The sequence below is a fragment of the Serratia sp. CY81684 genome (assembly GCF_052166595.1).
In the GTDB taxonomy this organism is placed as follows: domain Bacteria; phylum Pseudomonadota; class Gammaproteobacteria; order Enterobacterales; family Enterobacteriaceae; genus Serratia; species Serratia nematodiphila.
In genome coordinates, this window is record NZ_JBJNOO010000008.1 from 1 (window position 1) to 26,429 (window position 26,429).

The following is a 26,429-nucleotide window of genomic DNA, read 5'->3' on the forward strand; positions in this document are numbered from 1 at the left end:
CGTATACTACGCTTTTCGCCCGGAGAGTCAAGCGTTTATTTCGCTTTCTTCTCGCTGACCCGGCGGCTTGTCAGTCGTTGTTCCCGGTCAGTGGAGGCGCATTATAGGGAGTTCTCGGCGAGCCGCAACCCCTAATTGCAAAAAACTTTTCAAGCGCGGATTTTTTCAACAAAAGGGCGAAAAAGCGGCGAATTAATGTCACTTTTTCAGGCAAACAGCCATAAAAGCTGGCGATCACTGGAGTAAAATAGAAATAACGATGTCAGTAAGGACCCGCAGCCATGCCGTTAAATGCACAACAACAGGCCGCCCAACGCAATCTTTCTTATCTGCTTGCAGAAAAACTCGGCCAACAAATTCTGGCAGGCGATTATCAGGCCGGCAGCATCCTGCCTGGTGAAATGGAACTGGGCGAGCAATTCGGCGTCAGCCGCACCGCGGTGCGCGAAGCGGTAAAGATGTTAGCCGCCAAAGGCATGTTGTTGCCGCGCCCGCGCATTGGCACCCGCGTGATGCCGCAAAGCCAATGGAATTTCCTCGATCAAGATTTACTGACCTGGTGGATGACGCGGGAAAACTTCGATCAGGTGATGCAACACTTCCTTATCTTGCGCACCTCGCTGGAGCCGCAGGCCTGCGCGTTGGCGGCAAACCACGCCAGCCCGCAACAAACCAAGTTGCTGGCGGGGCTGATGGCGGAAATGCGCGCGCTGCATACCCAGTTTGATCGCGAGCGTTGGATCCAGGTCGATACCCAATTCCACCAGCTTATCTACGAGGCCAGCGGCAACCCGTTCCTGACCTCGTTCGCCAACCTGTTCAGTTCGGTGTACCAAAGCTACTTCCGCGCCATCACCGGCAATGAAGTGATCAAGCTGCGCCATCATCAGGCTATCGTCGATGCGATACTCGCCGGAGACAGCGCAGGCGCGCTCGTCGCCTGCCAGGTACTGCTGAAAGAGAAAGACTAGACACGCTCCCCGCTTATATATAGAAGAAAGAGACGAGGGACAGACGACCATTTAACCAGGACCGACCATGACCCAATCCGCGCGCAGTATGGCAGGACTACCGTGGATCGCCGCAATGGCGTTCTTTATGCAGGCGCTGGACGCCACTATCCTCAACACCGCGCTGCCGGCGATCGCCCAAAGCCTGGGGCGTTCGCCGCTGGCGATGCAATCGGCCGTCATCAGCTACACGCTGACGGTGGCGATGCTGATCCCGGTCAGCGGCTGGCTGGCGGATCGCTTCGGCACTCGACGGATATTTATCTTCGCCGTCACGTTATTCACCCTCGGTTCGCTGCTGTGCGCCTTGTCTCCTACGTTGAGCGTGCTGGTCGCCTCTCGCGTGCTGCAGGGCATCGGCGGCGCGATGATGATGCCGGTCGCGCGGCTGGCGCTGCTGCGCGCCTACCCGCGCAGCGAACTGTTGCCGGTGCTGAACTTCGTCACCATGCCCGGCCTGGTCGGGCCGATTCTCGGGCCGCTGCTGGGCGGCTGGCTGGTAACCTACGCCACCTGGCACTGGATTTTCCTGATCAATATCCCTATCGGTCTGCTCGGCATCTTCTATGCACGCAAATACATGCCGGACTTCACCACGCCCAAACGCCGCTTCGATTTCCTTGGCTTTATGCTGTTCGGCCTGAGTCTGGTGCTGATCTCTACCGGGCTGGAGCTGTTTGGCGAGCGGGTGCTGGCCAGCTACGTTTCACTGGGCATTCTGCTCAGCGGCTTCGTCATGCTGTTCGGCTACATCGCGCACGCCCGCCGTCATCCTCAGCCGCTGATCGGTCTCGACCTGTTCAAAACCCGCACCTTCTCGGTTGGCATCGCCGGTAACGTCGCCTCCAGGTTGGGCACCGGCTGCGTGCCGTTTTTAATGCCGCTCATGCTGCAGGTGGGCTTCGGCTACACGGCGATCGTCGCCGGTTGCATGATGGCGCCGACCGCCATCGGCTCGCTGATGGCGAAATCCACCGTCACTCAGGTGCTGCGCTGGTTTGGCTACCGCAAAACGCTGGTCGGCATCACCGTTATCATCGGGGTGCTGATCGCCCAGTTTGCCCTGCAAAGCCCGGGCATGCCGCTGTGGCTGATGATCCTGCCGCTGTTCGTGCTGGGCATGGCGATGTCCACCCAGTTCACCGCCATGAACACCATCAGCCTGGCGGATTTGAACGACGCCAACGCCAGCGCCGGCAACAGCGTCCTGGCGGTCACCCAACAACTGTCCATCAGCTTCGGCGTGGCGATCAGCGCGGCGGTGCTGCGTTTTTACGAATCCCTGTCGTTAGGCACCATGATCGACCACTTCCATTACACCTTTATCACCATGGGGATAGTCACCGTGGCGTCGGCGCTGGTGTTTATGTTGCTGAGAAGGAAAGATGGCCGCAATTTGATCAGCGGCCAGGAAAGCAAGAAAGAAGCGAAGGCGACGAGTTAACGGCGGCCCACCGAGGCGCGCTCCACCAGCTCGGGCGTCAGCACCAGCACCTGGGGCGCGCGCTCCGGGTTCTGCAGGCGGTTGATCAGCGCATCGATCGCCAATTCGCCCAGCGAATCCTTCGGTTGATGAATGGTGCTCAACGGCGGCGCCAGATAACGCGCCAGCTCAATATCATCGTACCCCATCACCGCCATATCCTGCGGCACGGAAAGCCCGGCCTGATACAGCGCCTGATAAACGCCTACCGCCACCGCGTCGTTGCCGGCGAACACCGCATGCGGCGGCTCTTCCAGCGCCAGCAGTTGGCGCATGGCGTTCACGCCGCCCTCAAACTCAAAGTCGCAATGCACTTCATACCCTGTCGGAACCAGTAATCCGGCGCGCCGCATCGCGTTGCGATAGCCTTCCAGCCGGTGACGGGCGGTGGTTTTATCCTGCGGGCCGGCGATGCAGGCGATCTTGCGGTAGCCGCGGGCGATCAGATGATCGGTCGCCATCTCGCCGCCCAGCAGCGAGTTATCCTGAATAATATCGTTCGCGCCCTCGAACGGCGCCCAGTCCATCATCACGATCGGCAATGACGGGTAGCGACTCAGGGCATCCTGAGATGGCCGGTGATTTTCGGTGCACATCAACAGCAAACCGTCGACGCGCTTTTGCAGCAGCGTCTCCATGCTGCGGTTCATGCGCGCGGCATCTTCTTCGGTATTGCACAGGATCAGGCTGTAGCCACGTTCATAGCAGCTGCGCTCCACGCCGCGCACCACTTCGGCATAAAACGGGTTGTTGCTGGCGGTCACCAGCATGCCGATGGTGCGGGTTTGATTAAGCTTCAGGCTGCGCGCCAGCGCAGAAGGCGCATAGTTCAACTGTTCCACGGCCGCCATGACCTTGTCGCGCACGCTGTCGCTGACAAAGCGATTGTTGTTGACCACATGCGAAACGGTAGAGGTTGAAACGCCCGCCAGGCGGGCGACATCTTTCATGGTGGCCAAAGGATCACCCCTGCTGCTGCAAGAAGGCGTCGATCTCTTCGCGCCACGGCACCGAAGGCTGCGCGCCGGGGCGGGTTACGGCGATCGCCGCCGCCGCATGGGCGAAACGCACCGCGTCGGCCATGCTGTTGCCTTCCAACAGGGCGGTCACCAGCGCACCGTTAAAGGTATCGCCGGCGGCGATGGTATCCACCGCTTGCACTTTGAAGCCGGGCACCCGTTTGCCGTTGCCGTTTTCGCTCAGCCACACGCCGCGGCTGCCGAGGGTGATGATCACCGTCGCGATGCCCTTGTCGTGCAGCGCCTGCGCCGCGCGCGCCGCATCGGCGTCGTTGTCCACAGCGATGCCGGTCAGGCGCTGCGCTTCGGTTTCATTCGGGGTGATCATATCGATCATGCCCAGCAGCTCGTCCGGCAGCTCGCGCGCCGGGGCCGGGTTGAGGATCACCTGCGTTTGATGTTGCTTCGCCAGGCGGGCGGCGGCGATCACCGTCTCCAGCGGCGACTCCAGCTGCATCAGCAGAGCGTCGGCGTCGATCACTTTTTGCCGGTAGCGCGCCAGGTAATCCGGCGTCACCGCGGCGTTGGCGCCGGCATCGATGCCGATCACGTTCTCGCCTTCGGCGTTGACGAAGATCAGCGCCACGCCGGTGGTGCTGTCGGCGATGGCTTCAATCGGTTGAGTATCAATGCGATCGCTCGCCAGCTGCCGGCGGATACGCTCGCCGATATCGTCGGCACCTACGCAGGCGATAAAGGCGATCTCCGCCCCGCTGCGCCCGGCCGCCACCGCCTGATTCGCGCCCTTGCCGCCAAACGCCACCTTATACTGCTTCCCGATCACCGTTTCGCCCGGGTGGGGGAACTGTTCAATATTGAGGATATGATCGGCATTGATGCTGCCCAGAACCACCAGCTTACCTGTTTCCATCGCATTGATTCCTGAAGAATTGCGCGCCATCGAAAACGCCCTGTCCCGATGGCGCTGGTATGACTTACTGAGTGACCAGTTTCAAATCCACCGGGATGGTCGCCGGCACTTTTTCGCCTTTTAGCACCTTATCGGCGGTTTCCACGCCGATCACGCCGATCTGATCGGGACGCTGCGCCACGGTCGCCGCCAGCTTGCCGCCTTCGACCGCTTTCACGCCGTCGGCGGTGCCGTCGAAGCCTACCACGATCACGTCGGTTTTACCGGCGGTTTGCAACGCGCGCAGCGCGCCCAACGCCATTTCATCGTTTTGGGCGAACACCGCCTGCACATCCGGATGCGCAGTCAGCAGGTTCTGCATCACGTTCAGGCCCTTGGTGCGATCGAAATCGGCCGGCTGGCTGGCCAGCAGTTTGAATTTATTCTGATCCAGCGACTGTTTGAAGCCTTCGCCGCGTTCACGCGCGGCGGAAGTGCCGGCGATGCCTTCCAGCTGAATCACTTTGGCATCGGCACCTGCTTTTTTGGCGATGAAGTCACCGGCCATTTTACCACCCACGCGGTTGTCCGAGGCAATGTGGCTCACCACGTCGCCCTTGCTCGCCACGCGGTCCAGCGTGATGACCGGGATCTTAGCCTGGTTGGCCATCTTGATGGCGTTGCCCACCGCATCGGAGTCGGTCGGGTTGATCAGCAGCAGCTTAGGCGCCCGCACCATCAGATCCTGCACGTTGGCCAGCTCTTTCGCCGGGTTGTTCTGGGAGTCCAGCACCACCAGATTGTAGCCCAGCTTATTGGCCTCTTGCTGCGCCCCATCCTTCATCGAGACGAAGAACGGGTTGTTGAGAGTGGACACCACCAGCGCGATGGTCTCTTTGGCCATGGCATTGGCGCTCAGGGTGGCGCTCAGCGCGATGGCGGAAGCTAAGGTTGCCAGTTTTTTCATTTTCATCATCGTGATTCCTGTAGGGGGAGGTTACTTGTTGCTTTTGTTATCTACCAGAACCGCCAGCAGTATCACCACTGCCTTCACGATCATTTGGTAGTAGGAAGAAACACCCAATAAATTCAGGCCGTTGTTCAGGAAGCCGAGGATCAGCGCCCCGATCAGCGTGCCGACGATGCGCCCCTTGCCGCCGGCCAGGCTGGTGCCGCCCAGCACCACGGCGGCGATGGCGTCCAGCTCATAGCCGGTGCCGGCGGTCGGCTGTGCCGACGACAGGCGCGCCACTTCGATTACCCCCGCCAGCGCCGCCAGCAGGCCGCACAGCGAGTAAACGATAATCTTCACTTTATCGACGCTGATGCCGGACAGACGGGTCGCAGCTTCATTGCCGCCCAGGGCATAAATATAGCGGCCCAGGCGCGTATGGTGCAGCATATACCAGGCGGCGATGAACACGATCGCCATGATCCAGATCGGCGTAGGCACGCCCAGCGGACGGCCGATGCCGAACCAGCCGAAGGTGTCGGCCACGTCGGTAAAACCGGTGTTGATCGGGCTGCCGTTGGTGTACACCATGGTGACGCCGCGCAACAGCAGCATCATCACCAGCGTGGCGATAAAGGCCTGCACTTTGCCTTTGGCGACGATCACCCCGGTGCAGGCGCCAACCGCGGCGCCCAGCGCCAAGGCCGCCGCCACCGCCACCAGCGCGTTGACCTCAAAGCCGACGATCGACGCCGCCACCGCGCCGGTCAGCGCCAGCAGCGATCCCACCGACAGATCGATGCCGGACGTGAGGATCACCAGCGTCATCCCCACCGCCATGATGGCGTTCACCGAAGTCTGCTGCAGAATATTGAACAGGTTGTTCAGGGTGAAGAAGTTCGGGCTCATGGAAGAGACCACGGCGATCAGCACCAGCAGCGCAATCAACGACTTCTGCTCTAACAGCCACTCTTTACTGAACCAGCGCTTAGCTGCGATAGTCTGGGAACTCATATCTGATTACTCCTGCTTTACGCCGTATTGCTTGCCGACGGCTGCCGCCATCAACGCTTCCTGGGTGGCCTGTTCAATCGGGAACTCGCCGCTGAGATGCCCTTCGTGCATCACCAGAATGCGATCGCTCATGCCCATCACCTCCGGCATTTCCGAAGACACCAGAATGATGCTCAGCCCTTCCTGTTTGAACTGGTTGATTAACTGATAGATCTCTTTTTTGGCGCCGACATCGACGCCGCGCGTCGGCTCATCGAGGATCAGCACCTTCGGCCGGGTCATCAGGCCGCGGGCAATCGCCACTTTTTGCTGATTGCCGCCGGAAAGCAGACCGATAGGCTGCTCCATCGACGGCGTTTTGATATTGAACAGCCGGATGAAATCCCCCACCGCCTGCCGCTCGTCGGCCTGTTTCAGGCTGCCGTCGGCGCGGCTAAAGTAGCGCAGCGCGGTCAGCGACATGTTTTCCTTCACCGACATGCCCAACACCAGGCCGTCGCGCTTGCGGTCTTCCGAGATATAGACGATGCCGTTCGCCAACCCATCCTGCGGCGAATGGGCGACCACCTCGCGGCCGTCCAGGCTGACAGTGCCGGCCTTGCGCGGCGCGGCGCCGTACAGGATCTTCATCAATTCGGTGCGCCCGGCGCCCATCAGCCCGGCCACGCCGAGGATCTCGCCGCGGTACAGCGTAAAGCTGACGTCTTCAACGCCGGGGCCGGAAAGATGACTGACTTCCAGCCGCTTTTCACCACGCGGCAAATCCAGGCGCGGATATTGTTCTTCCAGCTTGCGGCCGACCATCATCTCAATCAGCGAATCTTCCTGCAGCTCGCTCACCGGCCGCTCGGCGATAAACTGCCCGTCGCGGAACACGGTCACGTCGTCGCAGATTTCAAAGATCTCTTTCAGGCGGTGCGAGATATAGACGATGCCGCGCCCTTCGGCCTTCAGCTCATTGATCACCTTGAACAGCGAGGCGGTTTCGGTGTCGGTCAGCGCATCGGTCGGTTCGTCCATGATGATCACTTTCGATTCGAAGCTCAGCACCTTGGCGATCTCCACCATCTGCTGATCGCCGATCGACAGCTCGCCCACCAGCCGGTGGCTGCTGTAGCGGAGATTGAGCCGCGCCAACAAGCGATCGGCCTCGGCGTACATGCGCTTCCAGTCAATGCGGCCGAAACGGTTGACGAACTCGCGGCCGAGGAAGATGTTTTCCGCAATCGTCAGCTGTGGGATCAGGTTCAGCTCCTGATGAATAATGCCGATGCCCGCTTCCTGCGAATCCTTGGGCCCGTTGAACGCCACCTCTTTACCGAGAAAATACTGGCTGCCGGCGTCTTTCTGGTAGATGCCGGTCAGCACTTTCATCATGGTGGATTTCCCGGCGCCGTTTTCCCCCACCAGCGCCATCACCTTGCCGGGATAGACGCTGAGGGCGGCGCCGGAAAGCGCCTTCACGCCGGGAAAGGCTTTATCAATCCCTTTCAGTTGCAGTAAAGGTTGCATAAACGCCTCAGAAAGTTACGCCGGCGCACAGGATCACGTTCGCGTAAGGCGAACACTCCCCGCTGCGGATCACCGCCCGGCTGTGCTCGGTTTGCGCTTTAAACGCCTGATGGCTGATATAGCGCACGCTGATGGTATTGCCCTGGCGTTGGCCCAGTGCAGTCAGTTCAGCCAACAGAGCCTCGTGGAGCGACGGATTCTGTTTCACGATCTCTTCCGCCAGGATAGCGCTTTCTACCTGCATCTCTTGCGTGACCGCCTCGAACACCTGCATGAAAGTCGGCACGCCCTTCGTCAGCGCCAGATCGATGCGCTGCGTCGCCGCCGGTATCGGCAGGCCCGCATCGCACAGGGTGAGCTGGTCGGTATGCCCCAGCCGGGCAATCACGGCAGACACTTCGGAATTCAGTAATACGCCTTTTTTCATCTTCTCACTCCACCAGCGAAACGTTTCGCTCTCCGGGGGAGTTTAAAAAAACGGCAGGGGAAGGCAACCGGGACAATGCAGAAGTGTGATCGTTATCGAAACGTTTCGTTCGCGCACGGAGAAAGCGCAAACAAAAAGGGCTCAGCCATGCTGAGCCCCTGTCAGGCGGATTAGATCTCGACCTGCGTGCCGAGTTCGATGACCCGGTTCGGCGGGATTTCGAACTGATCCGGCGCGCGCAGGGCATTGCGGCTCAGGGCGACGAACAGTTTGCCGCGCAGGTAGAGGTACCACGGCCGCTTGGTGAGGATCAGCGACTCGTGGGACATGAAGAACGACGTCTCCGACATGCGGCACGGCAACCCTTCCAGCCCGCAGCGGTGGAACACCTCCTCGACGTTCGGCGTTTCGCGCCAGCCGTAGCTGGCCACCACCCGCCAGAAGGTCGGCGACAGCTGCTCGATGGTCACCCGGCGCACGTTGTGCACGTAAGGCGCATCCTCGGTGCGCAGCGTCAGCAGCACCACACGCTCGTGCAGCACCTTGTTGTGCTTCAGGTTATGCAGCAGCGCAAAAGGAATGACGTTGGTGGCGCGCGACAAGAACACCGCCGTACCCGGCACCCGCACCGGCGGCGATTTCTCCAGCGAGGCGATCATCGCCTCCAGCGAGTTGCCGTGTTCATGCAGGCGGCGCAGCAGGCGGAAGCGCTCGCTCTTCCAGGTGGTCATAATGATGAACATCACCAGCGCCAACGTCAGCGGCAACCAGCCGCCGGAGAACAGCTTCAGGGCGTTGGCGGAGAACATCGGCACGTCGATGATCAGCAAGATGGTCACGATGCCGATCGCCAGGAAGCGATTCCAGTGCCAGTTATTGATCGCCACCGAGGTGACCAGAATGCTGGTCAGCACCATGGTGCCGGTGACGGCGATGCCGTACGCCGCCGCCAGGTTGCTGGAGTGCTCGAAGCCGATGATCACCAGCACCACCGAGATGTACAGCGTCCAGTTGATCACCGGAATGTAGATCTGGCCGGATTCCATTTCCGAGGTGTGAATGATGCGCATCGGCGACAGATAGCCCAGGCGCACCGCCTGGCGAGTCAGCGAGAAGACGCCGGAAATCACCGCCTGCGAAGCGATCACCGTCGCCAGGGTTGCCAGAATCAGCAGCGGGATCAGCGCCCAGTCAGGCGCCAGCAGGAAGAACGGGTTTTTGATCGCCTCCGGATTTTTCAGCAGCAGCGCCCCCTGGCCGAAGTAGTTGAGCACCAGCGAAGGCAGCACCACGGTGAACCAGGCCAGACGGATCGGGAACTTGCCGAAGTGCCCCATATCGGCATACAGCGCCTCGACGCCGGTGATCGACAGCACCACCGCACCTAACGCAAAGAACGATACCTTCTTATATTCCATAAAGAAGTTGAGCGCCCATTTGGGGTTCAGCGCCTGCAGCACTTCCGGGTTTGAAATGATGCTGCGCGCGCCCAGTACCGCCAACACGATAAACCACAGCAGCATCACCGGGGCGAACAGCTTGCCGACGCTGCCGGTGCCGTGCTTTTGAATGACGAACAGCAGCGTCAACACCAGAATGGAGAGCGGCACGATATAGGCATCGAGCGCAGGGGCGGCGATTTCCAACCCTTCTATCGCCGACATCACCGATATCGCCGGGGTGATCACCACCTCGCCATAGAAGAAGCTGCCGCCAATCAGGCCCAGTATCACCAGCACCGCCGTGGTGCGCGCCGAGGTATTGCGCCCGGCCAGCGACATCAGCGTCAGAATACCGCCCTCGCCGGCGTTGTCCGCGCGCATCACGTAGGTGAGATATTTGAGGGAAACGATCACGATCAGCATCCAGAAAATCAGCGACAGGAAGCCGAAAACCACGTCTGGACGCACGTCGAAGCCGTAATGGCCGGAGAAACACTCTCTCAGCGTATAGAGAGGGCTGGTGCCGATATCACCGTAGACCACGCCGATGGCAGCCAGGGTTACCGCCGATAAGGACTGCTTATGCTCTGCGCTCATAATTCGTTTCTTTATCAGAACATCCGTTAGCGATGCATCCGCATCAGGCAAAATACGGGCTCAAAGATCCGTCACGCCCACCAGAAAGCCGCACAGTATGCACCATTTATACCGCTTGCCTACCCTTATATCAGAGCCGAAAAATAAACAAAATGTGAACCGAATATCTGGCTTAACGTAGAAAAATATTACTAATCAACGGGCTATACCACTAAAAATAATGGTGGTTTATCATCGGATTATCGACCAAGATTGGCTAACTCTCGGACAATGCGACAATTATATGACGCCATCATCCCTTCTGGCAGAACGAATTTCCCGCCTCAGCAGCGCGCTGGAGAGCGGTCTTTATGAGCGGCAAGAGGCAATCCGTCTGTGCCTGCTGGCGGCGCTGAGCGGCGAAAGCGTATTCCTGCTCGGCCCGCCCGGCATCGCCAAGAGCCTGATCGCGCGCCGGCTGAAGTTTGCCTTCCGCAACGCCCGCTCCTTTGAATACCTGATGACGCGTTTTTCCACGCCGGAAGAGGTCTTCGGCCCGCTCTCTATCCAGGCGCTGAAAGATGAGGGGCGCTATCAGCGTCTGACCGCCGGCTATCTGCCGGAAGCGGAGATCGTGTTTCTGGACGAGATCTGGAAGGCCGGCCCGGCGATCCTCAACACCCTGCTGACGGCGATCAACGAACGCCGCTTTCGCAACGGCAACAGCGAAGAACCGATCCCGCTGCGCCTGCTGGTCACCGCCTCCAACGAACTGCCCGAAGCGGACAACAGCCTCGAAGCCTTATATGACCGCATGCTGATCCGCCTGTGGCTGGACAAGGTGCAGGATAAACAGAATTTCCGCTCGCTGCTGGTCAACCGCCAGAGCGAAAGCCAAAACCCGGTGCCGGCGGCGCTAAGCATCAGCGACGAAGAGTTTCTGCAGTGGCAACCGCAGATCGACAAAGTCGCGCTGCCGGAAACCTGTTTTGAGCTGATTTTCCAGCTGCGCCAGCGGCTGGACGCGCTGGAGCAGGCGCCATACGTCTCCGATCGGCGCTGGAAAAAAGCCCTGCGCCTGCTGCAAGCCTGCGCCTTCTTCAGCGGGCGCGACGCCATCGCCCCGCTCGATCTGATGCTGTTGAAAGACTGCCTGTGGCACGATCTCACCTCGCTGAAACTGCTGCAACAGCAGATCGATCAGCTGCTGACCGAGTCGGCCTATCAGCAGCAGTCGATGCTGATCCAGTTGCAACAGATCCACACCCGCTGGCTGCAGGACCAGCAGCAACAAAGCGACCGGCAGGCCATCAGCCTGGTGAAAAAAGGCGGCATGTTCAGCCGCAAACCGCAATACGCGCCGGCCACGCCGTTCGCCGGCGGCACCCTCACTCTGCTGTTGCAAAAGCCGCTGCAGTTGCATGACATTCAGGTCAACCATCTGAGCATCGAAAGCAGCGCGCTGGACAACTGGCTGCAAAAAGGCGGCGACGTGCGCGCCAAGCTGAACGGCATCGGCTTTGCGCAGCCGATCGACCTGGAAGTGGATGACCAACTGCACCTCACGGTGTTGGACGTCAGCCGCCAGCCGTCATTACTGGCGCTGCCGGGCAAACAGGCCACCGCCACGCCGCAGGCGCTGCTGGATGAAATGGACGCATTGGCCCAGCGCCTGGCGGAGCAACGCCGCGCCTTCAGCCAACATCAGCCCTGTCTGTTCACCCCCGCCGCCGGCCTGGCCAAGATCGAAGCCAGTCTGCTGCAGGTCGCGGAACAGGTTAAACAGCAACTGCAGCAAATGCGCGGCCAGTAACCATGCTCAGTCTGGAGACGCTCGATCTGCTGCTGGCGATCACCGAAGGCGAGATGATCGAGGAGATGATCGTCGGCATGCTGGCGGCGCCGCAGCTGTCGGTATTCTTTAAAAAGTTTCCGGCCCTTCGCCGGGCGCTGGATCGCGATCTGCCGCGTTGGAAGCTGCAGCTCAAGGAGCGTCTGCAGGAGGCGATGGTGCCGCCGGCGCTGGCGCAGGAATTCTATCGCTACCAGCAGTGCCAGCTGGAGAACAATACCCAGTTTTATCACAACCTCAACGATACCATGGAGCTGCTGCGCCAGCTGGTCTCACCGTTTTATGAACAGGCGCGCGCGCTGGTGGACGCCGCCGATCTGCCCAATCATCCGCTGGACGACAGCTTTCAAACGCTGTTTCTGCAGCGCTGGCGCATCAGCCTGACGCTGCAGGCCACCATGCTGCACCACCAACTGCTGGAACAAGAGCGCGAGCAGCTGATGGCGGAACTGCAGGAGCGGTTGGCGCTGAGCGGCGCGCTGGAACCGCTGCTGTCGGAAAACGACACCGCCGCCGGCAGGCTGTGGGACATGAGCAAAGGCCAGCTGCAGCGTGGCGATTATCAGCGGCTGGTGGAGTACGGCAACTTTTTGCAGCAGCAGCCGGAGCTGAAAAAACTGGCGCAACAGCTGGGCCGCAGCTATCAGGCCAAGGCGGTGCAGCAACAGGACGCGCAGCCGGAGCCGTTCAGGGTCATGGTGCAGGTGCCGGCCACGCTGCCGGAAGAAGTGAGCGGCATTCATCAAAGCGACGACATCCTGCGCCTGCTGCCGCCGGAGCTGGCGACGCTGGGGATTGAAGAGCTGGAATTCGAGTTTTATCGCCGCCTGTTGGAAAAGCGGCTGCTGAGCTACCGTCTGCAGGGCGACGTCTGGCAGGAACAGATCCTGATCCGCCAGGTCACTCACCAGCAGCAGGATCAACAGCCGCGCGGGCCGTTTATCGTCTGCGTGGACACCTCCGGATCGATGGGCGGTTTCAACGAACAGTGCGCCAAGGCGTTCTGTCTGGCGCTGCTGCGCATTGCGCTGGCGGACAACCGCCGCTGCTATATCATGCTGTTCGCCAACCAGATCGTGCATTACGAACTCACCGCCGCCAGCGGCATCGAGCAGGCAGTGCGCTTTCTCGGCCAGCAGTTTCGTGGCGGCACCGATCTGGCGGCCTGCCTGAACGCCACCGTCACCAAAATGGCGGAGAGCGGCTGGTTCGACGCCGATGCGGTGATCATTTCCGATTTTATTGCCCAGCGGTTGCCGGAGGAGGTAATAAAGAAGGTGAAACAGCAGCAGCAAAGCCACCAGCAACGTTTCCACGCGGTGGCGATGTCCGCCTACGGCAAACCCGGCATCATGCGCATCTTCGATCACATCTGGCGCTTTGATACCGGGCTGAAAAGCCGTTTGATGCGCCGCTGGCGGCGCTAGGCGGGATTAGAGCAGGCCTTCGACCGCGCCGCGCACTTCCGGCGACCACACGCCGCACTGCACCTGGCCGATATGCGACAGTTGCAGCAACAACATCACCAGACGCGACTGACCGATGCCGCCGCCGATGGTCTGCGGCATATCGCCGCGCAGCAAGGACTGGTGCCATTCCAGCTTCATGCGCTCTTCATCGCCGGTCAGCGCCAGCTGGTGTTTCAGCGCGGCGGCGTCAACGCGGATCCCCATGGAGGACAGCTCGAAAGCGTCCTGCAGCACCGGGTTCCACACCACGATATCGCCGTTCAGGCCCGCCAGGCCATCCGCCGTCGGCGTGGTCCAGTCATCATAATCCGGCGCCCGCACATCGTGCGATTTACCGTGTGACAGCTTGCCGCCGATGCCAATCAGGAACACTGCGCCCAATTCTTTGGCGATCGCCCGCTCGCGCCCCTTGGCGTCCAGATCCGGATAGCGCTGCAGCAGGGTTTCGCTGTGCACGAAGTGGATCTGTTCCGGCAGGAACGGAGTCAGGCCATGCTCGCGGCTGACTTCCGCCTCCGTCGCCTTGATCGCAGCGTAAATGCTGCGCACGGTGTTTTTCAGGTAGTCCAGGCTGCGCTCACCGTCGCCCATCACCCGTTCCCAGTCCCACTGATCGACGTACACCGAGTGGATAGGCGTCAGGCGGTCTTCATCCGGGCGCAGCGCCTTCATATGGGTATACAGGCCTTCGCCGGCACCGAAATCGTAGCTGCCCAGGGTTTTGCGTTTCCATTTCGCCAGCGAATGCACCACTTCGAAGGTGGCGTCCGGCAAGGTTTTGACTTTGACCTGCACCGCTTTCTCGCTGCCGGAAAGGTTATCCTGCGTGCCGTCGCCCAGGCGGCTAAGGATCGGGGCTTGCACTTCGATCAGACCGAGCTGTTGCTCCAGCTGGCGGGAGAAGAAGGCTTTGACCTGGCTGATTTGTTGTTGTTTTTGGATAAACTGTTTTTTCATTGCCGTATCTCTTGTAAACCTGTCTCTGTTGCCATCGATTAAGCAACAAAACGATACTCTAATTCAATATCCATTAATCAATATTGCCTTTTCACTTTTAATCGTTCATTTTTACCCGGACAGAATTCAACAATCGTTAATTAATGGGGGATTAAATGGCGGAAATTTATCAGATCGATAATCTCGATCGCGGCATTCTCAACGCCCTGATGGACAATGCGCGCACACCGTACGCCGAACTGGCGAAAAACTTCGCCGTCAGCCCCGGCACCATTCATGTGCGGGTGGAGAAGATGAAGCAGGCCGGGATCATCACCGGCGCGCGCATCGACGTCAGCCCCAAACAGCTGGGCTACGACGTGTGCTGCTTTATCGGCATCATATTAAAGAGCGCCAAGGATTACCCTTCGGCGCTGAAGAAGCTGGAAAGCCTGGAAGAAGTGGTGGAAGCCTATTACACCACCGGCCACTACAGCGTCTTTATTAAGGTAATGTGCCGATCGATCGACGCGTTGCAACAGGTACTTATCAACAAGATCCAGACCATCGACGAGATCCAGTCCACCGAAACGCTGATCTCACTGCAGAACCCCATTATGCGCACCATCGTGCCGTAACCCGCCAAATTGCATACCCACATTATCCACAGGTAGATCCCAGCCGATTCACAGCGTACAATGCAGCCACTTTGTGTGAGAAGGTTGGGATCGTTGGTTCATGGCAGACATTACTCTGATCAGTGGCAGTACGCTTGGCAGCGCCGAATACGTGGCTGAACATTTGGCTGAAAAGCTGGAAGACGCGGGTTTCTCTACCGAGATGCTGCACGGCCCTGAACTGGATGAACTGCCGTTGACCGGCCGCTGGCTGGTGGTCTCTTCCACGCACGGCGCCGGCGAACTACCAGATAACCTTCAACCGCTGTTGGAACAGATCGCTGAGCAGCTGCCGGATCTTTCCGAGGTACAGTTCGGCGCAGTCGGTTTGGGCAGTTCGGAATACGACACCTTCTGCGGCGCAATCAAACAGATCGACGATCTGTTGATCGCCAGAGGCGCTAAAAGGATCGGCGATCGTCTCGAGATCGACGTGACCGAGCATGAAATTCCCGAGGATCCGGCCGAGGAATGGGTAAAAAACTGGATTAATTTACTCTAATTCGTCTAAAGATCGTGCGAAAGATTGTGGATAACTATACTTAAAAGCAGGGTAAAAGCCGTAGTTATCCCAATAACAACCGTAGCGCGCTTTTTGTCCTGTGTATAACAAGCCTTTTAGATCCCAGCTTATCTGCGTCGGGATCACCGATCATTCACAGCAAACGATCCTCCTTAATCTGCTGATCTTCATCGTGAATAGTCACTTATCCACAGAGGATCGCGATCCTAATAAGAGATCTAATAAAGAGATCTTTAAATAAAAAAGATCTTCTTTTAATTACCGACGATCCTGACCACTTGGTCGATCGTCTAAACTTGAGTAGAATCCCCGACCCCAGGGCAAATACGATCGTTCGCAATACGGCGAGGTGCAGTTCCATGTTTTATCCAGATCAATTTGACGTCATCATCATCGGTGGTGGCCATGCAGGTACCGAGGCCGCCATGGCCGCGGCGCGCATGGGACGTCAGACTTTATTATTGACACACAATATCGATACGCTGGGACAGATGTCCTGTAACCCGGCGATTGGCGGTATTGGTAAAGGGCATCTGGTTAAGGAAATTGATGCGCTCGGCGGCCTGATGGCGACAGCGATCGACCACGCCGGCATCCAGTTTAGGATACTAAACGCCAGCAAAGGTCCTGCGGTTCGCGCCACACGCGCTCAGGCGGATCGCGTGTTGTATCGCCAGGCGATCCGTACCGCGCTGGAGAATCAGCCCAATCTGATGATCTTCCAACAGCCGGTTGAGGATCTGATCGTCGAAAACGATCGCGTCGTGGGCGCCGTCACCCAAATGGGCCTGAAATTCCGCGCCAAAGCGGTGGTATTGACCGTAGGCACCTTCCTGGACGGCAAGATCCATATCGGTCTGGAGAATTACAGCGGCGGCCGCGCCGGGGATCCGCCTTCGATCTCGCTGTCGCAGCGTTTGCGTGAACTGCCGCTGCGCGTTAACCGCTTGAAAACCGGTACGCCGCCGCGCATCGACGCCCGCACTATCGATTTCAGCGTACTGGCGCCGCAACACGGCGATACGCCGGTGCCGGTATTCTCGTTCCTGGGCGATGCCAGCCAGCACCCGGAACAAATGGCGTGCTACATCACCCACACCAATGAAAAAACCCATGACGTGATCCGCAATAACCTCGATCGCAGCCCGATGTATGCCGGGATCATCGAAGGGATCGGCCCACGTTACTGTCCGTCGATCGAAGACAAGGTCATGCGTTTTGCCGATCGCAACGCGCACCAGATCTTCCTTGAGCCGGAAGGCCTGACCAGCAACGAGATTTACCCTAACGGGATCTCCACCAGCCTGCCGTTCGACGTGCAGATGCAGATCGTCCGTTCAATGGAAGGGATGCAGAACGCGCGTATTATTCGCCCTGGTTATGCCATCGAGTACGATTTCTTCGATCCACGCGATCTGAAACCGACGCTGGAAAGCAAATTTATTCAGGGCCTGTTCTTCGCCGGCCAGATCAACGGCACCACCGGCTATGAAGAAGCCGCCGCACAGGGGTTACTGGCCGGTCTGAACGCCGGGCGCTTCGCCGATGAACAAGAGGGCTGGGCGCCACGTCGCGATCAGGCCTACCTCGGCGTGCTGGTGGACGATCTCAGCACCCTCGGCACCAAAGAACCGTACCGCATGTTTACCTCACGCGCCGAGTATCGTCTGATGCTGCGCGAAGACAACGCCGATCTCCGCCTGACGGAAAAAGGCCGTGAACTCGGTCTGGTGGACGACGTGCGCTGGGCGCGTTACAGCGAGAAGCTGGAGCGGATCGAACGTGAACGTCAGCGCCTGCGCGACATCTGGATGCACCCGCATGCCGAGAACGTCGAACAGGTCAATGCGTTGCTGAAAGCGCCGCTGTCGCGTGAAGCGAACGGCGAAGAATTGCTGCGCCGTCCTGAGATGGATTACGCGCAATTGACCGGCATCGACGCCTTCGCGCCGCCGTTGGACGACGTACAAGCCGCCGAGCAGGTCGAGATCCAGGTCAAATACGAAGGCTATATCGCTCGCCAGCAGGAAGAGATCGAAAAACAACAGCGCAACGAGAACACCGTGCTGCCGCTGGATCTTGACTACCGTCAGGTTTCGGGACTGTCGAACGAAGTGATCGCCAAGCTGAACGATCACAAACCGAACTCCATCGGCCAGGCTTCGCGCATCTCCGGCATTACACCGGCGGCGATCTCGATTTTGCTGATCTGGCTGAAAAAGCAGGGACTGCTGCGCCGCAGCGCATAAATCCCGCTTCCAGGCGGCCGTTTGCTCAACCCGTAGCCAAACGGCCGCTGACATCACTTGCGCCCTGAATTATCATAGTCGCCTCATTGCGCCAGCTAACCATCCGCTGGTCGTTCAGCGCCTGCCAGAGGATCCGTTGTGCAAAAAAAATTAGACTCGCTGCTCGCGGCAGCAGGCATTGAGCTGCCCGATCAGCAGAAACAGCAGCTGCTGGGCTATGTCGGCATGCTGGATAAGTGGAACAAGGCTTATAACCTCACGTCGGTGCGCGATCCGCAGCAAATGCTGGTGCGCCACATCCTCGACAGTATTGTGGTCAATCCGCATCTGCAGGGCTCGCGTTTTATCGATGTCGGCACCGGCCCCGGCTTGCCGGGCATTCCGCTGGCGATTGTGCGCCCGGACGCGTATTTCACGCTGCTCGACAGCCTGGGCAAGCGCGTGCGTTTCCTGCGCCAGGTGCAGCATGAGCTGGGCCTGAACAATATCGAGCCGGTGCAGAGCCGCGTCGAAGCGTTTCCGGCCGAGCCACCGTTCGATGGCGTGATCAGCCGGGCATTCGCTTCGCTGCAGGATATGCTGTCCTGGTGCCATCATCTGCCGGCGAAAGGGCAGGGGCGTTTTTACGCGTTGAAAGGCGTGCGCCCGGATGAAGAACTGACGCAGCTGCCGGCTGGCGTTAGCCTGGAGTCTATCGTGCGGCTGCAGGTGCCTGAACTGGAAGGCGAACGTCATCTGGTGATTCTTAAGGCAAACTGAGTTTGCTTTTGATCAAACAAGCGTGAATTAAAGGTCGTACCCAGTAGAAAGGTAAGCAGGCTAATTAGTTGGTCGCTTTTTTTAGTTAATTTACTTTCTATTAACACAAAAAACGCGGCTAATTAGCGACAATAGAGTAATTGCATTTAGAAATAGTCACGTTAGCAATCATGTGCGAAAGATTGGCGTTTGCTGCTAATGTTAATTGGCTGTTGGAATATTGCCCCGCTGCTTGTCAATAAAAGGTTTTCATCGGGTATACGGATTGTTTTTGAACAGTTAACTAGTAATGTTTTGATTTATATAATTTTTTGATCGCTCAAATTGCTAAAGACGGTTTGGTTGACCATCGGCTATAAATCAGGAAGGGACATTACTGTGATCGGCTTCGCGTTTCTAAACGCAACGCTGGAATAATCAGACAATTAAATGCGCCCTATTATTCCGACCGTTTTCTTGTGAAAATAGGCTGGAATAGGGAAATTTAAATAATTGTTCACCTTTTCGCTACTTATCGATTGAATTCGTTGGTATGCCCCGTATAATTTGCTCGTTTTTTGCTGCTTGACTCAGGACAGCAAAAACAGTTGTATACGTCACTCAGCATACCCCCTCTGGGGTACGGAGAGAACAAACGTCATGTCTGTGTCCCTTTACAGCGGGAAAGTCGCACGCAAACTGCTGTTTTTGCAGTTAATGACTTTTGTTCTGATCAGCGTTGCTTTCTGGCTGAAAAGCCCGGAATGGAGCGCTTCGGCGTTGGCAGGCGGTCTCGCCGCCTGGTTGCCGAGTGCAATGTTTATGCTGTTTGCCTTGCGCCATCAGGCGCAAACGCCGGCGCCCGGTAGGGTTGCCTGGTCGTTCGCCATCGGCGAGGGGCTAAAGGTCGTGATCACCATCGTTTTGCTGATCGTGGCGCTGGGGGTGTTCAAGGCGGAGTTTATACCGCTTGGCCTGACCTATTTAGCGGTGTTAGTGGTGCAGATAGTGGCACCGGCCGTGATTAACAGTTACCGAACTTAACTAAATAAGGGTAAGAGGCATCATGTCTGCAGGAGAAGTCTTGACTCCACAGGAGTATATCGGTCACCACCTGACGCAGCTTCAGGTCGGGACTGGGTTCTGGTCGATCAACATCGACTCGATGTTTTTCTCCGTCGTCCTCGGGGCGCTTTTCCTGGTGATCTTCCGCAAAGTGGCCAAAAACGCCACCAGCGGCGTGCCGGGTAAACTGCAAACCGCCGTGGAGCTGGTGGTCGGTTTCGTCGACAGCAGCGTGCGCGACATGTACCACGGCAAGAGCAAGGTGATTGCGCCGCTGGCGCTGACCGTGTTCGTCTGGGTGTTCCTGATGAACTTGATGGACCTGCTGCCCATCGACTTCCTGCCTTATGTTGGCGAACACATCCTCGGCCTGCCTGCGCTGCGCGTGGTGCCTACCGCCGATGTGAACGTCACGCTGTCGATGGCGCTGGGCGTGTTTATCCTGATTCTGTTCTATAGCATCAAAATGAAAGGCGTTGGCGGGTTTGTTAAAGAGTTGACCATGCAGCCGTTCAACCACCCTGTATTCATTCCTATCAACCTGATTCTTGAAGGTGTCAGCCTGCTGTCCAAACCTGTTTCACTGGGTCTGCGACTGTTCGGCAACATGTATGCGGGTGAGTTGATCTTCATCCTGATTGCCGGCCTGTTGCCGTGGTGGTCACAGTGGGTCCTGAGCTTGCCTTGGGCTATCTTCCACATCCTGATCATTACGCTTCAAGCCTTTATTTTCATGGTTCTGACGATCGTCTATCTGTCGATGGCGTCTGAAGAGCACTGATTTTCTTAAAACACTTGCACTTTTAAACTTAAACAAACTGGAGACTGTCATGGAAAACCTGAGTATGGATCTGCTGTACATGGCTGCCGCTGTGATGATGGGTTTAGCGGCAATCGGTGCTGCGATCGGTATCGGCATCCTGGGTGGTAAATTCTTGGAAGGCGCTGCTCGTCAGCCTGACCTGATTCCTCTGCTGCGTACACAGTTCTTTATCGTTATGGGTCTGGTCGACGCCATCCCGATGATCGCTGTAGGTCTGGGTCTGTACGTGATGTTCGCCGTCGCGTAAGTAGAGCAACCCTCTACGACGTAACCAAACTATTAACTTTTAAAGAGGCATTGTGCTGTGAATCTTAACGCAACAATCCTCGGCCAGGCCATCGCGTTCGTTCTGTTTGTCTGGTTCTGCATGAAGTACGTATGGCCGCCGATCATGGCTGCCATCGAGAAGCGTCAGAAAGAAATCGCTGACGGCCTCGCTTCTGCAGAGCGTGCCAAAAAAGATCTGGACTTAGCGCAAGCCAATGCGACCGACCAGCTGAAAACTGCCAAAGCAGAAGCTCAGGTGATCATCGAGCAAGCGAACAAACGCAAAGCTCAGATCATGGATGAAGCGAAAGCCGAAGCCGAGCAGGAACGTAACAAAATCGTGGCGCAGGCTCAGGCTGAGATCGAAGCCGAACGTAAGCGCGCTCGTGAAGAGTTGCGTAAGCAAGTCGCGATGCTGGCAATTGCCGGCGCCGAGAAGATCATCGAACGTTCCGTGGATGAAGCTGCTAACAGCGACATCGTTGATAAACTGGTCGCTGAACTGTAAGGAGGGAGGGGCTGATGTCTGAATTTGTAACTGTAGCTCGCCCCTACGCCAAAGCAGCTTTTGACTTTGCCGTTGAGCACCAAAGCGTAGAGCGCTGGCAGGACATGCTGGCGTTTGCGGCTGAAGTCACTCGCAATGAACAGATTTCTGAACTGCTGTCTGGCGCGGTTGCGCCAGAAACGCTGTCCAAGACGTTCATCGCGGTTTGTGGCGATCGGCTCGACGAACATGGCCAGAACTTTATCCGTGTAATGGCCGAAAATGGACGTTTACTGGTTCTTCCTGCCGTGCTGCAGCAGTTCATCGAACTGCGCGCCTCGCTGGAATCCACCGTCGAAGTCGAAGTGCTCTCTGCGAGCGCGCTGAACGACGAACAGCAGGCGAAAATCGCCGCTGCGATGGAAAAACGTCTGTCACGCAAAGTTAAGCTGAATTGCAAAATTGACAAGTCTGTACTGGCCGGCATCGTTGTTCGCGCCGGCGATATGGTGATTGATGGCAGCGTTCGCGGTCGTCTTGAACGCCTGACAGACGTCTTGCAGTCTTAAGGGGACTGGAGCATGCAACTGAATTCCACCGAAATCAGCGAACTGATCAAGCAGCGCATTGCTCAGTTCAATGTAGTGAGCGAAGCTCACAATGAAGGTACTATCGTTTCCGTCAGCGACGGGATCATCCGCGTACACGGCCTGGCCGAAGTTATGCAGGGCGAAATGATCGCGCTGCCTGGCAACCGTTACGCAATCGCATTGAACCTGGAGCGCGACTCCGTTGGTGCCGTGGTCATGGGTCCGTACGCGGATCTGGCCGAAGGCATGAAGGTGAAATGCACCGGCCGTATCCTGGAAGTTCCAGTCGGTCGTGGTCTGCTGGGCCGCGTCGTTAACACCCTGGGCGCACCAATCGACGGCAAAGGCCCGATTGAGAACGACGGCTTCTCTCCGGTAGAAGCTATCGCGCCAGGCGTTATCGAGCGTCAGTCCGTTGATCAGCCGGTTCAGACTGGCTACAAATCCGTTGACGCCATGATTCCAATCGGCCGTGGCCAGCGTGAGCTGGTGATCGGTGACCGTCAGACCGGTAAAACCGCGCTGGCGATCGATGCGATCATCAACCAACGCGACTCCGGCATCAAATGTGTTTACGTGGCTATCGGCCAGAAAGCGTCTACCATCGCTAACGTGGTGCGCAAACTGGAAGAGCACGGCGCACTGGCCAACACCATCGTAGTGGTGGCGACCGCTTCCGAATCCGCTGCACTGCAATACCTGGCGCCATACGCCGGTTGCGCAATGGGCGAATACTTCCGTGACCGCGGTGAAGACGCGCTGATCGTGTACGATGACCTGTCCAAACAGGCCGTTGCTTACCGCCAGATTTCCCTGCTGCTTCGTCGTCCGCCAGGTCGTGAAGCTTACCCAGGCGACGTATTCTACCTGCACTCCCGCTTGCTGGAGCGCGCAGCGCGCGTCAACGCCGAATACGTTGAAGCCTTCACCAAAGGTGAAGTTAAAGGCCAAACCGGTTCACTGACCGCTCTGCCGATCATTGAAACCCAGGCGGGTGACGTTTCCGCGTTCGTTCCGACCAACGTAATCTCGATTACCGATGGTCAGATCTTCCTGGAATCCAACCTGTTCAACTCCGGTATTCGTCCGGCAGTTAACCCGGGTATCTCCGTATCCCGTGTTGGTGGCGCCGCGCAGACCAAGATCATGAAGAAACTGTCCGGTGGTATCCGTACCGCGCTGGCGCAGTATCGTGAACTGGCTGCGTTCTCCCAGTTCGCCTCCGATCTGGACGACGCGACCCGCAAACAGCTGAGCCACGGTCAGAAAGTGACCGAGCTGCTGAAACAGAAACAGTATGCGCCGATGTCGGTTGCACAACAGTCTCTGGTGCTGTTTGCCGCAGAACGCGGTTACCTGAACGACGTCGAAGTCGCCAAAGTGGTGAGCTTCGAAGCCGCGCTGGTGGCCTATGCGGACCGCGAGCACGCCGAACTGCTGAACCACATCAACCAAACTGGCAACTTCAATGATGAGATCGAGGGCAAGTTGAAAGACATCCTCGAAACCTTCAAGAAAACCCAGTCCTGGTAACGCCGAACGGTCCTGCTGTTGAAAGACAGCAGGCCGTCTGGCACTGAGGAGAAGCAGAGATGGCCGGCGCAAAAGAGATACGTAGTAAGATCGCTAGCGTGCAAAACACGCAAAAGATCACTAAAGCGATGGAAATGGTCGCCGCCTCCAAAATGCGTAAATCGCAGGATCGCATGGCGGCCAGCCGTCCTTATGCAGAGACCATGCGCAAAGTGATTGGTCACCTTGCGTTAGGGAATCTGGAGTACAAGCACCCGTACCTGGATGAGCGTGACGTTAAGCGCGTCGGGTATCTGGTGGTGTCTACTGACCGTGGTCTCTGCGGCGGCTTGAACATCAACCTGTTCAAAAAGCTGCTGGCGGAGATGAAAGCCTGGTCCGAAAAAGGCGTCGAAACCGATTTGGCGCTGATTGGCTCTAAAGCGGCCTCTTTCTTTGGTTCCGTGGGCGGCAACGTGGTTGCCCAGGTGACCGGCATGGGGGACAAACCTTCCCTGTCGGATCTGATCGGGCCGGTGAAAGTGATGCTGCAGGCCTACGACGAAGGTCGTTTGGACAAGCTGTACATTGTCAGCAACAAATTTGTTAATACGATGTCCCAAGAGCCGCAGGTGCTTCAGCTGCTGCCGTTACCGCCTGCCGATGACGAAGAGCTGAAGAAAACGCCTTGGGATTACCTGTATGAACCGGATCCAAAAGTGCTGCTTGATACCTTGCTGCGCCGCTATGTGGAGTCGCAGGTTTATCAGGGCGTCGTGGAAAACCTGGCCAGCGAGCAGGCCGCACGAATGGTCGCGATGAAAGCCGCAACCGATAACGGCGGTAGCCTGATCAAAGAGCTGCAGTTGGTATACAACAAGGCGCGTCAGGCCAGCATCACTCAGGAACTCACCGAGATCGTTTCGGGAGCCTCCGCGGTTTAAGCTAGGTTTACGAATTACGTAGAGGATTCAAGATGGCTACTGGAAAGATTATCCAGGTAATCGGCGCCGTGGTGGACGTCGAGTTCCCTCAGGATGCCGTACCGAAAGTGTACGACGCCCTTGAGGTAGAAAACGGCACCGAAAAACTGGTGTTGGAAGTTCAGCAACAGCTGGGCGGTGGCGTGGTTCGCTGTATCGCAATGGGGACCTCCGACGGTCTGCGTCGCGGTCTGAAAGTGAACAACCTGGACCACCCGATTGAAGTGCCGGTGGGTAAAGCTACCCTGGGCCGTATCATGAACGTATTGGGTCAACCGATCGACATGAAAGGCGACATCGGCGAAGAAGAGCGTTGGGCGATTCACCGCGCGGCGCCAAGCTACGAAGAGCTGTCCAGCTCCCAGGAACTGCTGGAAACCGGTATCAAGGTAATGGACCTGATTTGTCCATTCGCCAAGGGCGGTAAAGTCGGTCTGTTCGGCGGTGCGGGCGTAGGTAAAACCGTAAACATGATGGAGCTGATCCGTAATATCGCGATCGAGCACTCCGGTTATTCCGTGTTTGCGGGCGTGGGCGAGCGTACTCGTGAGGGTAACGACTTCTACCACGAAATGACCGACTCCAACGTTCTGGACAAAGTATCCCTGGTTTACGGCCAGATGAACGAGCCACCAGGTAACCGTCTGCGCGTTGCGCTGACCGGTCTGACCATGGCGGAGAAATTCCGTGACGAAGGCCGTGACGTACTGCTGTTCGTTGATAACATCTACCGTTACACCCTGGCCGGTACCGAAGTGTCCGCACTTCTGGGCCGTATGCCATCCGCGGTAGGTTATCAGCCAACGCTGGCGGAAGAGATGGGCGTTCTGCAAGAACGTATCACCTCGACCAAGACCGGTTCCATCACTTCCGTACAGGCCGTTTACGTTCCTGCGGATGACTTGACTGACCCGTCACCAGCCACCACCTTTGCGCACTTGGACGCAACCGTGGTACTGAGCCGTAACATCGCTTCTCTGGGTATCTACCCGGCCGTTGACCCGCTGGATTCCACCAGCCGTCAGCTGGATCCGCTGGTTGTTGGCCAGGAGCACTACGACGTAGCGCGTGGCGTGCAGTCCATTCTGCAACGCTACCAGGAACTGAAAGATATCATCGCGATCCTGGGTATGGACGAGCTGTCTGAAGAAGACAAACTGGTCGTATCCCGTGCGCGTAAGATCCAACGTTTCCTGTCTCAGCCGTTCTTCGTGGCAGAAGTCTTCACCGGTTCTCCGGGCAAGTTCGTATCGCTGAAAGACACCATCCGTGGTTTCAAAGGCATTATGGACGGCGACTATGACCACCTGCCGGAGCAGGCGTTCTACATGGTTGGCACCATTGAAGAAGCAGTGGAAAAAGCCAAGAAACTGTAACGCCTTGAGAGGAGGGTGATATGGCTATGACTTACCATCTGGATGTAGTCAGCGCGGAAAAACAGATGTTTTCCGGCCTGGTGCAGAAGATCCAGGTGACAGGCAGCGAAGGTGAACTGGGGATCTTCCCTGGCCATGCGCCGCTGCTGACTGCCATCAAGCCTGGCATGGTGCGTATTGTTAAGCAGCACGGTGAAGAAGAGTTCATCTACCTGTCCGGCGGCATCCTCGAGGTGCAGCCGAGCGTGGTTACCGTGCTGGCGGACACTGCTATCCGTGGTACTGACCTCGACGAAGCGAGAGCGTTGGAAGCTAAGCGTAAAGCTGAAGAACACATTCGCAGCTCTCATGGCGATGTCGACTATGCTCAGGCATCCGCTGAACTGGCGAAAGCGATCGCAAAACTGCGCGTTATCGAGCTCACCAGAAAAGCGATGTAATGTTTGGGTGCCCGGCACCCAACTTTAAGAAAGCGGCCTATAGGGTCGCTTTTTTTTTACTTTAAAATAAGCATTTCAGCCCGGCGGGCGGTGTGGTGTATAACCGCTGATATCGGGAAATAAACGTCGCCGATCGCCGACAGTTTTTTCGTCCCGA

The 26,429-nt window shown here is 57.7% G+C and carries 25 protein-coding genes; 17 read left to right on the forward strand and 8 right to left on the reverse strand.

Features of this window, described 5'->3' with window-relative positions:
- Positions 1-281 precede the first annotated feature (281 nt).
- Together ACJ8QF_RS22520 and mdtD are read left to right on the forward strand one after the other, a co-directional pair.
- Positions 282-971, forward strand: a complete 690-nt coding sequence (locus tag ACJ8QF_RS22520) for a FadR/GntR family transcriptional regulator (RefSeq protein ID WP_004933751.1) — start codon at positions 282-284, stop codon at positions 969-971.
- A gap of 67 nt (positions 972-1,038) precedes the next feature.
- The gene (gene mdtD / locus ACJ8QF_RS22525; protein WP_004933752.1) at positions 1,039-2,454 is read left to right on the forward strand and encodes a multidrug transporter subunit MdtD; all 1,416 of its coding nucleotides are present in this window, start codon (positions 1,039-1,041) and stop codon (positions 2,452-2,454) included.
- Here mdtD and rbsR read toward each other — a convergent pair.
- The 7 genes from rbsR to kup form a co-directional block, all read right to left on the reverse strand.
- Complete coding sequence (rbsR, locus tag ACJ8QF_RS22530; protein ID WP_442518857.1) at positions 2,451-3,452, reverse strand: ribose operon transcriptional repressor RbsR; 1,002 nt, start codon at positions 3,450-3,452, stop codon at positions 2,451-2,453. The genes mdtD and rbsR overlap by 4 nt on opposite strands.
- Before the next feature lie 4 nt (positions 3,453-3,456).
- Positions 3,457-4,383 carry a ribokinase gene (gene rbsK / locus ACJ8QF_RS22535; RefSeq protein WP_004933758.1) on the reverse strand — a complete coding sequence of 309 codons (927 nt, stop codon included), beginning with the start codon at positions 4,381-4,383 and terminating at the stop codon, positions 3,457-3,459.
- A 64-nt stretch (positions 4,384-4,447) separates the two neighbouring features.
- Entirely contained in the window at positions 4,448-5,335 is an 888-nt protein-coding gene (gene rbsB, locus ACJ8QF_RS22540; protein ID WP_004933760.1) for a ribose ABC transporter substrate-binding protein RbsB, read from the reverse strand.
- A 24-nt stretch (positions 5,336-5,359) separates the two neighbouring features.
- Positions 5,360-6,328, reverse strand: a complete 969-nt coding sequence (gene rbsC, locus ACJ8QF_RS22545; protein WP_004933766.1) for a ribose ABC transporter permease — start codon at positions 6,326-6,328, stop codon at positions 5,360-5,362.
- A gap of 6 nt (positions 6,329-6,334) precedes the next feature.
- Complete coding sequence (gene rbsA, locus ACJ8QF_RS22550) at positions 6,335-7,840, reverse strand: ribose ABC transporter ATP-binding protein RbsA (RefSeq protein WP_004933767.1); 1,506 nt, start codon at positions 7,838-7,840, stop codon at positions 6,335-6,337.
- A gap of 7 nt (positions 7,841-7,847) precedes the next feature.
- Complete coding sequence (gene rbsD / locus ACJ8QF_RS22555) at positions 7,848-8,267, reverse strand: D-ribose pyranase (protein ID WP_442537876.1); 420 nt, start codon at positions 8,265-8,267, stop codon at positions 7,848-7,850.
- Between the two features lie 170 nt (positions 8,268-8,437).
- On the reverse strand, positions 8,438-10,306 hold the full coding sequence (kup, locus tag ACJ8QF_RS22560; RefSeq protein WP_015379467.1) for a low affinity potassium transporter Kup: 1,869 nt from the start codon (positions 10,304-10,306) through the stop codon (positions 8,438-8,440).
- A 283-nt stretch (positions 10,307-10,589) separates the two neighbouring features.
- Here kup and ravA point away from each other — a divergent pair, with 283 nt between their 5' ends.
- Positions 10,590-12,098 carry an ATPase RavA gene (ravA, locus tag ACJ8QF_RS22565; protein WP_099032659.1) on the forward strand — a complete coding sequence of 503 codons (1,509 nt, stop codon included), beginning with the start codon at positions 10,590-10,592 and terminating at the stop codon, positions 12,096-12,098.
- A gap of 2 nt (positions 12,099-12,100) precedes the next feature.
- Positions 12,101-13,564, forward strand: a complete 1,464-nt coding sequence (viaA, locus tag ACJ8QF_RS22570) for an ATPase RavA stimulator ViaA (RefSeq protein WP_004933781.1) — start codon at positions 12,101-12,103, stop codon at positions 13,562-13,564.
- 6 nt (positions 13,565-13,570) lie between these two features.
- Here the strand turns inward: viaA and asnA are convergent, their stop codons facing one another.
- Complete coding sequence (gene asnA, locus ACJ8QF_RS22575) at positions 13,571-14,563, reverse strand: aspartate--ammonia ligase (RefSeq protein ID WP_044030153.1); 993 nt, start codon at positions 14,561-14,563, stop codon at positions 13,571-13,573.
- A 155-nt stretch (positions 14,564-14,718) separates the two neighbouring features.
- Between asnA and asnC the strand changes: the two genes are divergently transcribed.
- From asnC to ACJ8QF_RS22640, 13 genes are all read left to right on the forward strand, one after another.
- Positions 14,719-15,180 (forward strand): transcriptional regulator AsnC, encoded by a 462-nt coding sequence (gene asnC, locus ACJ8QF_RS22580; RefSeq protein ID WP_004933786.1) that lies wholly within the window; start codon positions 14,719-14,721, stop codon positions 15,178-15,180.
- A gap of 100 nt (positions 15,181-15,280) precedes the next feature.
- Entirely contained in the window at positions 15,281-15,721 is a 441-nt protein-coding gene (mioC, locus tag ACJ8QF_RS22585; RefSeq protein WP_004933789.1) for an FMN-binding protein MioC, read from the forward strand.
- 380 nt (positions 15,722-16,101) lie between these two features.
- Positions 16,102-17,991, forward strand: a complete 1,890-nt coding sequence (gene mnmG / locus ACJ8QF_RS22590; RefSeq protein ID WP_044030154.1) for a tRNA uridine-5-carboxymethylaminomethyl(34) synthesis enzyme MnmG — start codon at positions 16,102-16,104, stop codon at positions 17,989-17,991.
- A gap of 138 nt (positions 17,992-18,129) precedes the next feature.
- Positions 18,130-18,750 carry a 16S rRNA (guanine(527)-N(7))-methyltransferase RsmG gene (gene rsmG, locus ACJ8QF_RS22595; protein WP_442518861.1) on the forward strand — a complete coding sequence of 207 codons (621 nt, stop codon included), beginning with the start codon at positions 18,130-18,132 and terminating at the stop codon, positions 18,748-18,750.
- Positions 18,751-19,389: 639 nt separating this feature from the next.
- Complete coding sequence (gene atpI, locus ACJ8QF_RS22600) at positions 19,390-19,773, forward strand: F0F1 ATP synthase subunit I (RefSeq protein ID WP_004933796.1); 384 nt, start codon at positions 19,390-19,392, stop codon at positions 19,771-19,773.
- Positions 19,774-19,795: 22 nt separating this feature from the next.
- Entirely contained in the window at positions 19,796-20,575 is a 780-nt protein-coding gene (atpB, locus tag ACJ8QF_RS22605; protein WP_015376132.1) for a F0F1 ATP synthase subunit A, read from the forward strand.
- Between the two features lie 49 nt (positions 20,576-20,624).
- Complete coding sequence (gene atpE, locus ACJ8QF_RS22610; protein ID WP_004093904.1) at positions 20,625-20,864, forward strand: F0F1 ATP synthase subunit C; 240 nt, start codon at positions 20,625-20,627, stop codon at positions 20,862-20,864.
- Between the two features lie 57 nt (positions 20,865-20,921).
- The gene (atpF, locus tag ACJ8QF_RS22615) at positions 20,922-21,392 is read left to right on the forward strand and encodes a F0F1 ATP synthase subunit B (RefSeq protein WP_004933804.1); all 471 of its coding nucleotides are present in this window, start codon (positions 20,922-20,924) and stop codon (positions 21,390-21,392) included.
- A gap of 14 nt (positions 21,393-21,406) precedes the next feature.
- Entirely contained in the window at positions 21,407-21,940 is a 534-nt protein-coding gene (gene atpH / locus ACJ8QF_RS22620; protein WP_015376133.1) for a F0F1 ATP synthase subunit delta, read from the forward strand.
- 12 nt (positions 21,941-21,952) lie between these two features.
- Entirely contained in the window at positions 21,953-23,494 is a 1,542-nt protein-coding gene (atpA, locus tag ACJ8QF_RS22625; protein WP_004933808.1) for a F0F1 ATP synthase subunit alpha, read from the forward strand.
- 59 nt (positions 23,495-23,553) lie between these two features.
- Positions 23,554-24,417 carry a F0F1 ATP synthase subunit gamma gene (gene atpG, locus ACJ8QF_RS22630; protein ID WP_004933811.1) on the forward strand — a complete coding sequence of 288 codons (864 nt, stop codon included), beginning with the start codon at positions 23,554-23,556 and terminating at the stop codon, positions 24,415-24,417.
- Positions 24,418-24,449: 32 nt separating this feature from the next.
- Positions 24,450-25,832, forward strand: a complete 1,383-nt coding sequence (atpD, locus tag ACJ8QF_RS22635; RefSeq protein ID WP_004933813.1) for a F0F1 ATP synthase subunit beta — start codon at positions 24,450-24,452, stop codon at positions 25,830-25,832.
- A gap of 20 nt (positions 25,833-25,852) precedes the next feature.
- A complete protein-coding gene (locus ACJ8QF_RS22640) occupies positions 25,853-26,272 on the forward strand; it encodes a F0F1 ATP synthase subunit epsilon (protein WP_004933814.1) in 420 nt (139 codons plus the stop codon).
- Positions 26,273-26,429: the final 157 nt, after the last annotated feature.

What these genes read in the sequence shown, in the direction of transcription:
- asnC (WP_004933786.1), top strand. Translation starts at nt 14,719, where the DNA reads ATGGCGGAAATTTATCAGATCGATAATCTCGATCGCGGCATTCTCAAC.
- atpG (WP_004933811.1), top strand. Translation starts at nt 23,554, where the DNA reads ATGGCCGGCGCAAAAGAGATACGTAGTAAGATCGCTAGCGTGCAAAAC.
- rbsC (WP_004933766.1), bottom strand. Translation starts at nt 6,328, where the DNA reads ATGAGTTCCCAGACTATCGCAGCTAAGCGCTGGTTCAGTAAAGAGTGG.
- rbsA (WP_004933767.1), bottom strand. Translation starts at nt 7,840, where the DNA reads ATGCAACCTTTACTGCAACTGAAAGGGATTGATAAAGCCTTTCCCGGC.
- ravA (WP_099032659.1), top strand. Translation starts at nt 10,590, where the DNA reads ATGACGCCATCATCCCTTCTGGCAGAACGAATTTCCCGCCTCAGCAGC.
- rbsB (WP_004933760.1), bottom strand. Translation starts at nt 5,335, where the DNA reads ATGAAAATGAAAAAACTGGCAACCTTAGCTTCCGCCATCGCGCTGAGC.
- mdtD (WP_004933752.1), top strand. Translation starts at nt 1,039, where the DNA reads ATGACCCAATCCGCGCGCAGTATGGCAGGACTACCGTGGATCGCCGCA.
- mnmG (WP_044030154.1), top strand. Translation starts at nt 16,102, where the DNA reads ATGTTTTATCCAGATCAATTTGACGTCATCATCATCGGTGGTGGCCAT.
- atpB (WP_015376132.1), top strand. Translation starts at nt 19,796, where the DNA reads ATGTCTGCAGGAGAAGTCTTGACTCCACAGGAGTATATCGGTCACCAC.
- atpI (WP_004933796.1), top strand. Translation starts at nt 19,390, where the DNA reads ATGTCTGTGTCCCTTTACAGCGGGAAAGTCGCACGCAAACTGCTGTTT.
- atpH (WP_015376133.1), top strand. Translation starts at nt 21,407, where the DNA reads ATGTCTGAATTTGTAACTGTAGCTCGCCCCTACGCCAAAGCAGCTTTT.
- viaA (WP_004933781.1), top strand. Translation starts at nt 12,101, where the DNA reads ATGCTCAGTCTGGAGACGCTCGATCTGCTGCTGGCGATCACCGAAGGC.
- rbsD (WP_442537876.1), bottom strand. Translation starts at nt 8,267, where the DNA reads ATGAAAAAAGGCGTATTACTGAATTCCGAAGTGTCTGCCGTGATTGCC.
- asnA (WP_044030153.1), bottom strand. Translation starts at nt 14,563, where the DNA reads ATGAAAAAACAGTTTATCCAAAAACAACAACAAATCAGCCAGGTCAAA.
- mioC (WP_004933789.1), top strand. Translation starts at nt 15,281, where the DNA reads ATGGCAGACATTACTCTGATCAGTGGCAGTACGCTTGGCAGCGCCGAA.
- atpE (WP_004093904.1), top strand. Translation starts at nt 20,625, where the DNA reads ATGGAAAACCTGAGTATGGATCTGCTGTACATGGCTGCCGCTGTGATG.
- atpA (WP_004933808.1), top strand. Translation starts at nt 21,953, where the DNA reads ATGCAACTGAATTCCACCGAAATCAGCGAACTGATCAAGCAGCGCATT.
- ACJ8QF_RS22640 (WP_004933814.1), top strand. Translation starts at nt 25,853, where the DNA reads ATGGCTATGACTTACCATCTGGATGTAGTCAGCGCGGAAAAACAGATG.
- ACJ8QF_RS22520 (WP_004933751.1), top strand. Translation starts at nt 282, where the DNA reads ATGCCGTTAAATGCACAACAACAGGCCGCCCAACGCAATCTTTCTTAT.
- kup (WP_015379467.1), bottom strand. Translation starts at nt 10,306, where the DNA reads ATGAGCGCAGAGCATAAGCAGTCCTTATCGGCGGTAACCCTGGCTGCC.
- rbsK (WP_004933758.1), bottom strand. Translation starts at nt 4,383, where the DNA reads ATGGAAACAGGTAAGCTGGTGGTTCTGGGCAGCATCAATGCCGATCAT.
- atpD (WP_004933813.1), top strand. Translation starts at nt 24,450, where the DNA reads ATGGCTACTGGAAAGATTATCCAGGTAATCGGCGCCGTGGTGGACGTC.